General features: G+C 66.0%; 5 protein-coding genes. 3 read left to right on the forward strand and 2 right to left on the reverse strand.

Annotated elements, in window-relative coordinates; all coding sequences use genetic code 11:
* Window positions 1-8 precede the first annotated feature (8 nt).
* Both QWY74_RS06685 and QWY74_RS06690 read right to left on the reverse strand, forming a co-directional pair.
* On the reverse strand, window positions 9-1,475 hold the full coding sequence (locus tag QWY74_RS06685) for an aminoacyl-histidine dipeptidase (RefSeq protein ID WP_264827865.1): 1,467 nt from the start codon (window positions 1,473-1,475) through the stop codon (window positions 9-11).
* Window positions 1,476-1,553: 78 nt separating this feature from the next.
* The gene (locus QWY74_RS06690) at window positions 1,554-3,710 is read right to left on the reverse strand and encodes a tRNA(Met) cytidine acetyltransferase TmcA (RefSeq protein WP_264827863.1); all 2,157 of its coding nucleotides are present in this window, start codon (window positions 3,708-3,710) and stop codon (window positions 1,554-1,556) included.
* Between the two features lie 581 nt (window positions 3,711-4,291).
* On the opposite strand from QWY74_RS06690, the gene QWY74_RS06695 reads away from it, so the two are divergent.
* The 3 genes from QWY74_RS06695 (at window position 4,292) to QWY74_RS06705 (ending at window position 7,495) form a co-directional block, all read left to right on the forward strand.
* Complete coding sequence (locus QWY74_RS06695) at window positions 4,292-5,344, forward strand: TRAP transporter substrate-binding protein (RefSeq protein ID WP_264827861.1); 1,053 nt, start codon at window positions 4,292-4,294, stop codon at window positions 5,342-5,344.
* A gap of 148 nt (window positions 5,345-5,492) precedes the next feature.
* Window positions 5,493-6,134, forward strand: a complete 642-nt coding sequence (locus QWY74_RS06700) for a TRAP transporter small permease subunit (RefSeq protein WP_264827859.1) — start codon at window positions 5,493-5,495, stop codon at window positions 6,132-6,134.
* Complete coding sequence (locus QWY74_RS06705) at window positions 6,134-7,495, forward strand: TRAP transporter large permease (RefSeq protein WP_264827857.1); 1,362 nt, start codon at window positions 6,134-6,136, stop codon at window positions 7,493-7,495. Before QWY74_RS06700 ends, QWY74_RS06705 begins: the two co-directional genes overlap by 1 nt.
* Window positions 7,496-7,556: the final 61 nt, after the last annotated feature.

The raw sequence follows: 7,556 nt of genomic DNA on the forward strand, positions 1-7,556 counted from the left end.
CGCCCCCTTCACGCCGTCGTGCCCGAGAGGTCCTCGACCAGGGCGCGCAACATGCCCCAGAACTCCTCGACCGAGTCGATCTCGACGCGCTCATCCGGCGAGTGGGCGCCGCGGATCAGCGGACCAAAGGAAATCATCGCCAGTCCCGGATACTTGGCGCCCAGGATGCCGCACTCGAGGCCGGCATGAATCACCTTGACCGCCGGCTCGATGCCCAGACGCTGACGATGCAGGTCGCAGAAACGCGCCAGCAGCGGGCTCTCCGGGGCCGGCGCCCAGCCGGGATAGGCATTCTCGACCCGGGTGCGCGCGCCGATCAGCTCGAACAGCGCAGCGAAGCGGTCGGCCAGATCGGCCCCGGCGCTGTCGCGCAATGAGCGCACCAGGGCACAGAGGTGGAAGCGCCCTTCTGCCAGGCTCACCACGCCCAGGTTGTTGGAGGTTTCCACCACGCCGGGAACCGCCGTGCTCATGCGCTCGACGCCACAGGGCGCGGCATGCAGCGCATTGACCAGCAGGCGGCTGGCATCGCGCCCCAGGGCCGCGCTGCCGTCGGCCGTGATGGGCTCGAGGGTCAGCTGCAGGCCATCATCGACCCCCGCCAGTTCGTCGCGCCATTCCTGTTGCAGCCTGACCATGCGCTGCTGCGCCGCCGCGACTTCCTCCTCGGGCATGGCCAGGGTGGCGAAGGCCTCGCGGGGCAAGGCATTGCGCAGCGTGCCGCCCTGGTAGTCGACCAGGCGGGCCCCGCAGGCCTCGAGCCAGCGCAGGGCACGCACCAGCAGGCGGTTGGCGTTGCCGCGGCCCTTGTCGATATCGATGCCGGAATGACCGCCGGTCAGGCCGCTCAGCGAGAGACGCATCAAGGCCTCTCCCTCTTCCACGGCCCGCGTGGGAAACTGGGCACCGACCACCACATCGGCACCGCCGGCACAGCCGATGTAGACCTGACCGCGATCCTCGGAGTCCAGGTTGAGCAGGATATCGCCTTCCAGCCAGTCTTCGGCCAGATTCAGGGCGCCGCCCATGGAGGATTCTTCCTCGAGGGTGAACAGCGCCTCGAGCGGGCCGTGAGTCAGGGTGTCGTCTTCCAGCACGGCGAGGGCCGCGGCAACGCCCAGGCCGTTGTCGGCCCCCAGGGTGGTGTGCTCCGCCTGCAGCCAGCCATCCACGACATGGGTGGCGATGGGGTCACGGGTAAAGTCATGGGGATGCTCGGCATTGGCCTGGGCGACCATGTCCAGATGCCCCTGCAGGATCACGCCGGGGGCCGCCTCGTGGCCGGGACTCGCCGGCTTGCGAATACGCAGATTGCCGAAGTCGTCACGATCATGCGCCAGGCCGAGGCCATCGGCCCAGGCTTCCAGTTTCGCCACCAGTGCCGCCTCGTGGCCCGAGGGGCGCGGCGTGTCGCAAAGTGTGCGGAAATGGCGCCACACTGCCTGTGGCGCGAGTTGTTCGAGATGTGCGTTCATGGCGCTTCTATACCGTGGTTGACCCACCGACTCTACCGGCCGTCCTCAGGCTTGGGAAGTGCTGTCAGCGCCTCGCCGTCAGGGCAGCCAGGCGGCCAGTGTCGCGCGTCGCCAGGCCGCCACCTGACGCGCCCCGCTCAACGACAACCGCCGGGCGAGCCAGGCATCGCCACGCCCCTGAAAGGCCCAGGCCGCCAGGATGGCAAGCTCGTGATCCCCTTGCCCCGTGGGCGCCACCGAGGCCACCAGCGCCTGCATGGCCGGCCGCACCAGGCTCGGGTCGCGCTGGCCGTGAGCCACGTCCTCGAGGTCGCGCCGGTCCTCGTCCGATAGCTCAGCCGGCTGCCCTTCGGTCGACGCCTCGGCCAGCAACGCCAGGACCAGCTGGGGCTCGAGCTCGGCCAGTTCGAAGGCCAGCAAGCCGGGCAGTTGACGCCGAAAGCGCCGGGTCAAGCGCGATACCAGGGCATCGCCTGTCGCGCTCAGTGGCCGAACCATCATCAGGGCATGCTCGCCGGTGGCGGTCTCGCGGGTCATGCCCAGACGCACCACCCGAAAGCCCCGCGACTGCCAGAAGGCCAGCAAGCCAGGCTCGGCGCCGAAACTCGCGCCCAGCAGGTCCATGCCGGCCTCTCCGGCCTCGCGCGCTTCTTCGTCCACCAAACGGGCTCCCAGGCTCTGCCGTCGACAGGCCTCGGCCACGGCGATGCGCACGATGCGCCGCAGGCTCGCCGTCAGCGCCTCGCGCTCGCCGGCATGGGCGGCCAGCGACTGAGCCAGCAGATGCCCACGCGGACGACGCTCGCCTCGCGCCACGCGCTCGGCCAGTTCGGCGTCGCAACCGCCCTCGTCACTGGTGATCGCCACCGCGGCGACACCCGGCGGTCCTGAGGTGTCATGGGACAGACTGACGACCCGGCTGTGCGGCGCATCCAGCAGGCGACGCAGGTCGGCCGGGGTGGTGCGGTAATGCGCCTGCACCAGCAGGCCGAAGATGGCCCGCAGGCGCGGCTCGTGGCGGCTCAGCGCGTGGCGCGACTCGTGCCGCCACTGCAGCGGCCCCGGCCGGACGTCCTCGGGCTCCGCGTCCAGCATCAGCAAGCGCGCGGTCAGCGCCTCCAGCGGGTCGCCCGGCGCCCAGCGCACCGGGGCCGCCAGATGGCACTCGCGCCACGCCGGTGTCTGGCGGTCCAGGCGTTCGCGAAAGCGCAGGGCAAAACCGCGCCCGGCCCCTTCATAGCCGTGCACGGTGGTGGCAAAGGCGATGCGCGGAAAGGCTTCCAGCCAGTCGCCCAGCAGGCCGGCGGGAATCGCCGCCGCCTCGTCGACCAGCAACCAGCGCCCGGCGCCGCCCGCCTCGCCACGTTCGACCCGCGCCTGAAGCTCATCCGGCGCCACGAAGCTCACCCGGCCCTCGCCCAGCGTGAACTGCTGCCCCTGTCGCTCGCCCTGGGGGCACAGCGCCGCCAAACGCTCGAAGAGCCCCGCCACGGCCGCGGCACGCGGGGCCGTCACCAGCACCTCCGCCACGCCCCGCGCCAGCAGGCGGGCACAGGCAATCCCCAGCGCAGCTGTCTTGCCGCGCCCCCGGTCGGCAGTGATCACCAGCGGGCGTCGCCGGCGCAGGCTCACCAGCCGCGTCACGGCATCGGCCTGATCCCGGGTCAGGCAGGCCGTGTCAGCCGGTGGCGGAGTGGCGTCATGACGAGCCGCGGCGCTGAAAGACGGCGTGACGGGCGGCTGCCCCGCCTCCCAGCGGGCAATGTCCGGCGCCTCGGCGAGCAGCCCTGCCAGACGCGCCAGATACCGACAGGAGAGTTCGTCGGCCGACCAGGGGTGCTCGGCCAGGCGGCGATAATCGGCATCCGGCCTGGCGCCCCAGTCAGCCGGCGTCATCAATACCATCAAGCCACCCGAGCGTAACGTGCCGGAGAGGGCGCCGAAGGCGTCAGGGTCGAACCCCGCCTCCGCCGAGACCGCATCGAAGACCACCAGATCCTGTTCGCCGCCGAGCCGCGTGCGCGCCTTGCCGGCGGGTATCCACTGCGACTCGGGCACCCTGGACGGACGCTGCGGGGCTACCCACAGGGCCCTGTGCCAGTCGACACCCTGCCACAGCGCCAGAGCCTCCCGACGGCAGGCATCGGAGGTACCGCTCAACCAGACCAGACCGCGGCAGCGACACCCCTTCAATTGGCCAGTCCAATTAAGCAGCTCTTCAGCTCGCGCCAACATGCCGCCCTTCGCTAATCATCAACACCCCCACCAAAATGAGTTGGACCACCATGTTCTCAACTCGCCCATTAGCCATTCGTCGCAATGTTCGTCAACAAGACAGGTTTAAAGGAATCAGAGCAAGTGACGAAAAAAACGTTATTAATGCCATTTCTTGCTATTATTGGCGAAGATCACTCCATTTCAAATTCACGAACATTTATGCGGACTTTCTTTTTAACTCGATTATTTTGGTCAAACCAATTTTCCGCGATTGAAACCCCGTATGAGCCTCTATACTCTTAGCGACGGTGAGCACAGCGCCACGCCGCCTCAGCGCTCTAGGCAATGACCCTGCCAGGGTGCCAATGGCTCAAGGGCCTTTCCCACCACCTGCCCCGCTTCGGCAGGAAGTCGACAACGTTCGCAGGCCGAAAGAAAGAGCGTTGATTCTGGCCACTTTGTCAGTAACGCACAGGGGTTGCATGTTGGAGGGGGGAGGCGGGAATACTTGGTAAAGCTCATCGCAGACATAGTTGGCCCACCCCATCAAGCGAAAGTATCCACCTCAAGCACAACAAGAGCAAAGGGAGAATTCATCGATGAAATTCGCCAAGTCCATGGTCGCCGTCGCCGGCGCCCTCGCACTTAGCACTGGGACCGCCGCTGCAGAAGACCTACGCTGGAAGATGCCGGTCGCCTTCGCAACCAACCTGCCGGGCCTCGGCTCGCCGGCGGCCTGGGTCGCCGACAACCTGACCACCGCCTCGGACGGCTCGATCCAGGTTCGCGTCTACGAGCCAGGCAAACTGGTACCGGCCTTCGACATACTGCAATCCGTCTCCGACGGCAAGGTCCAGGCCGGTTATACCTGGATCGGCTACGATCAGGGCAAGGTTCCCGCCATCCCGCTGTTTGCGGCCGTGCCTTTCGGCATGAAGCCGTGGGCCTTTACTGCCTGGTACTACTACGGTGGCGGCCACGAGATGCTGCAGGAAGTCTACGCCAACAAGGGTTTCGACGTGCATGCCCAGCTGTGCGGCATCATCGGGCCGGAAACGGCTGGCTGGTACTCGAAGCCGATCGAGACCCTGGAGGACTACGACGGCCTCAAGATTCGCTTCGCCGGCCTCGGCGGCAAGGTGCTGGAAAAGCTTGGCGCCTCCGTGACCATGATGCCGGGCGGCGAGCTGTTCCAGGCACTGGAGAAGGGCACCATCGACGCCACCGAGTTCTCGATGCCCGCCATCGACCAGATTCTGGGCTTCAACCAGGTGGTGAAGTACAACCTCTTCCCCGGCTGGCACCAGCAGTTCACTGCCCAGTACATGCTGATCAACCAGGATGAGTGGGATCGTACCACCGAGGCCCAGAAGGCCCTGGTGGACGCATCCTGCACCGCCGCCACCACTCGTGGGCTTGCCGAAGGCGAGTACAAGAACGGCAAGGTGTTGCAGGAGTTCCAGGAGAAGGGCGTCAATGCCAACCAGATCCCAGACGATGTCCTTCGCGAGCTGCGCGATGTTACCCAGGAAGTGCTCGAGGAGGAGGCTGCCAAGGACGCGGACTTCGAGCGCGTCTACGAGAGCCAGCAGGCCTTTATGGAGAGTTACAAGGTCTGGGACAAGCGCGCCTACGTGCCTGCGGACCTGTAACAGGCACGGACAGCGAACGGGGCAATCGCATGGTCTCGCCGGGAATAGAGACCAGTAGTCGACAGGGCGGACAACCTCCCGGCCCATCCGCCTGTGTAACCGCCGAGAGGCCCGTCATGACGGGCCTCTCTTGGCATGCGAGGAAGCCATGAAGGCACCTGATCGGAAACCACAGGAAGACCGCGCCAGGACCACGGCCGAGGCGGAGAGAATCGCCGAGGAAGTGCTTCATCACCATACCGAGCTTCCGCAAACGCGCATCAGCCGAGTCCTCGACAGCGCCATGACCGCGATCGGCAAGAGCGCCTCCTGGCTCTGGCTTGTGACGGTCGCGGTGATCATCTGGGCCGTGGTGGGGCGCTACGCCTTCGACCAGGGCTCGGTCACGCTGGAGGAGTGGCAATGGCACATCGCCGGGGCCGCCTGGCTTCTAGGGCTCTCCTACACCCTGACCACCGATGACCATGTGCGGGTCGATGTCATCCACGAGCGCCTGAGCCTGAAGGCCCAGGGACGCATCGAACTGGCGGGCATCCTGGTGCTGCTGCTGCCGTTTCTCGCCATTTCACTTTACGAGTTGGTGCCGTACGCCAGCAGCTCCTTCCAGCAGGGAGAAACCAGCCAGTCGCCGGCCGGCCTGTCACACCGATGGGTCCTCAAGGCCGTCGTTGCCCTTTCCTTTGCGCTGCTGATACTGGCTGCCCTCTCGCGCCTGCTGCGCGTCACGGCTCTGCTGTTCGGCTTTCCCAGGCCGCTTGCCGCCGATACCACAAAAGGGGACGAATCCTGATGTCACTAGAAGCGATATTCGTCATCGGCATGTTCGCCACCTTCGGGTTGCTGCTGATGACCGGCTTTCCTGTTGCCTGGGTACTGGGCGGCACCGCGGTCATCTGGACCGTCATCGGCGTCGTCGCCGTCGACAGCTTCGGCGCCGATCTCTGGTTCGACTATCACTCGTCCATGGAGCTGGTACCCGAGCGCATCTGGGAACTGGTGGGCAGCGAAACCCTGGTGGCGCTACCCATGTTCATCTTCATGGGTATCATGCTGGATCAGTCCGGCATCGCCGAGAAACTGATGAACAACATGGTCAAGCTGTTCGGTGCCGTGCGCGGCGGCTATGCGGTGACCGTGATCGTGATCGGCGTATTGCTGGCCGCCACCACCGGCATCATTGGCGCTTCGGTCGTGCTGCTGGGCATGCTGTCACTACCGGTGATGATGGAGAACAAATACGATAAGGGCTTCGCGGTCGGTACGGCTTGTGCCACCGGTACCCTGGGTATCCTAATCCCGCCCTCGATCATGCTGGTGCTGATGGCGGACCGCCTGGCGGTCCCGGAAGCCTCGGTGGGTGACCTCTTCATGGGCGCCTTCTTCCCGGGGCTGATGCTCGGCGCGATGTATGTGACCTACGCCATCCTGCGACCCATGCTGCAGCCACATATCGCCCCCGTTCCGGACAACCTGCCGAAGATCGGCCCGCGTGTCCTTTGGGACGTGATTGTGGCGGTCATTCCCACGGCGGCGCTGATCCTGGGCGTGCTCGGCTCGATCTTCGCCGGCATCGCCACGCCCACCGAAGCCTCGGGCGTCGGTGCCCTCGGCGCAATGCTGCTGGCGCTTCTTTCCGGCCGGCTTACGCTGCCGGTGATGAGCGAATCGCTTTACCAGACCACCCGCACGTCCGCATTCATCTTCGCCATCTTCCTTGGCGCCACCGCCTTCTCCGTCGTGCTCCGTGGCCTCGGTGGCGACCAGGTCATCGAGAATGCCCTGCTCGGCCTGCCGCTCGGTCCCAGCGGCATCATCCTGGTGATCCTGTTCGCGGTCTTTTTGCTCGGCTTCTTCCTCGACTGGGTCGAGATCACGCTGATCATCCTGCCGCTGGTCGCGCCGGTCGTGCAGTCACTCGGTTTCGACCTGGTGTGGTTCACCATCCTCTTTGCAATGTGCCTGCAGACCTCCTTCCTGACACCACCGGTAGGCTTCGCCCTCTTCTACATCAAAGGGGTGGCACCGCCGGAGATCAAAGTCACCGACATCTACAAGGGTGTGGCGCCCTTCATCGCCATCCAGCTGTTCGCCCTCATCCTGGTGTTCCTGCTGCCGGCGATCGCCACCTGGCTGCCGAGCGTGGCCTACTAGTAAGCCGGCGGCCCGGTGACTGAGGCCTCGGGCCTCGGGCCTCGGGCCTGCCCATCGACGC

This window comes from Halomonas almeriensis, assembly GCF_030409235.1.
GTDB lineage: Bacteria > Pseudomonadota > Gammaproteobacteria > Pseudomonadales > Halomonadaceae > Halomonas > Halomonas almeriensis.

Coding starts and splice junctions, on each gene's coding strand:
- QWY74_RS06685 (WP_264827865.1), bottom strand. CDS start 1,475: ATGAACGCACATCTCGAACAACTCGCGCCACAGGCAGTGTGGCGCCAT.
- QWY74_RS06705 (WP_264827857.1), top strand. CDS start 6,134: ATGTCACTAGAAGCGATATTCGTCATCGGCATGTTCGCCACCTTCGGG.
- QWY74_RS06700 (WP_264827859.1), top strand. CDS start 5,493: ATGAAGGCACCTGATCGGAAACCACAGGAAGACCGCGCCAGGACCACG.
- QWY74_RS06695 (WP_264827861.1), top strand. CDS start 4,292: ATGAAATTCGCCAAGTCCATGGTCGCCGTCGCCGGCGCCCTCGCACTT.
- QWY74_RS06690 (WP_264827863.1), bottom strand. CDS start 3,710: ATGTTGGCGCGAGCTGAAGAGCTGCTTAATTGGACTGGCCAATTGAAG.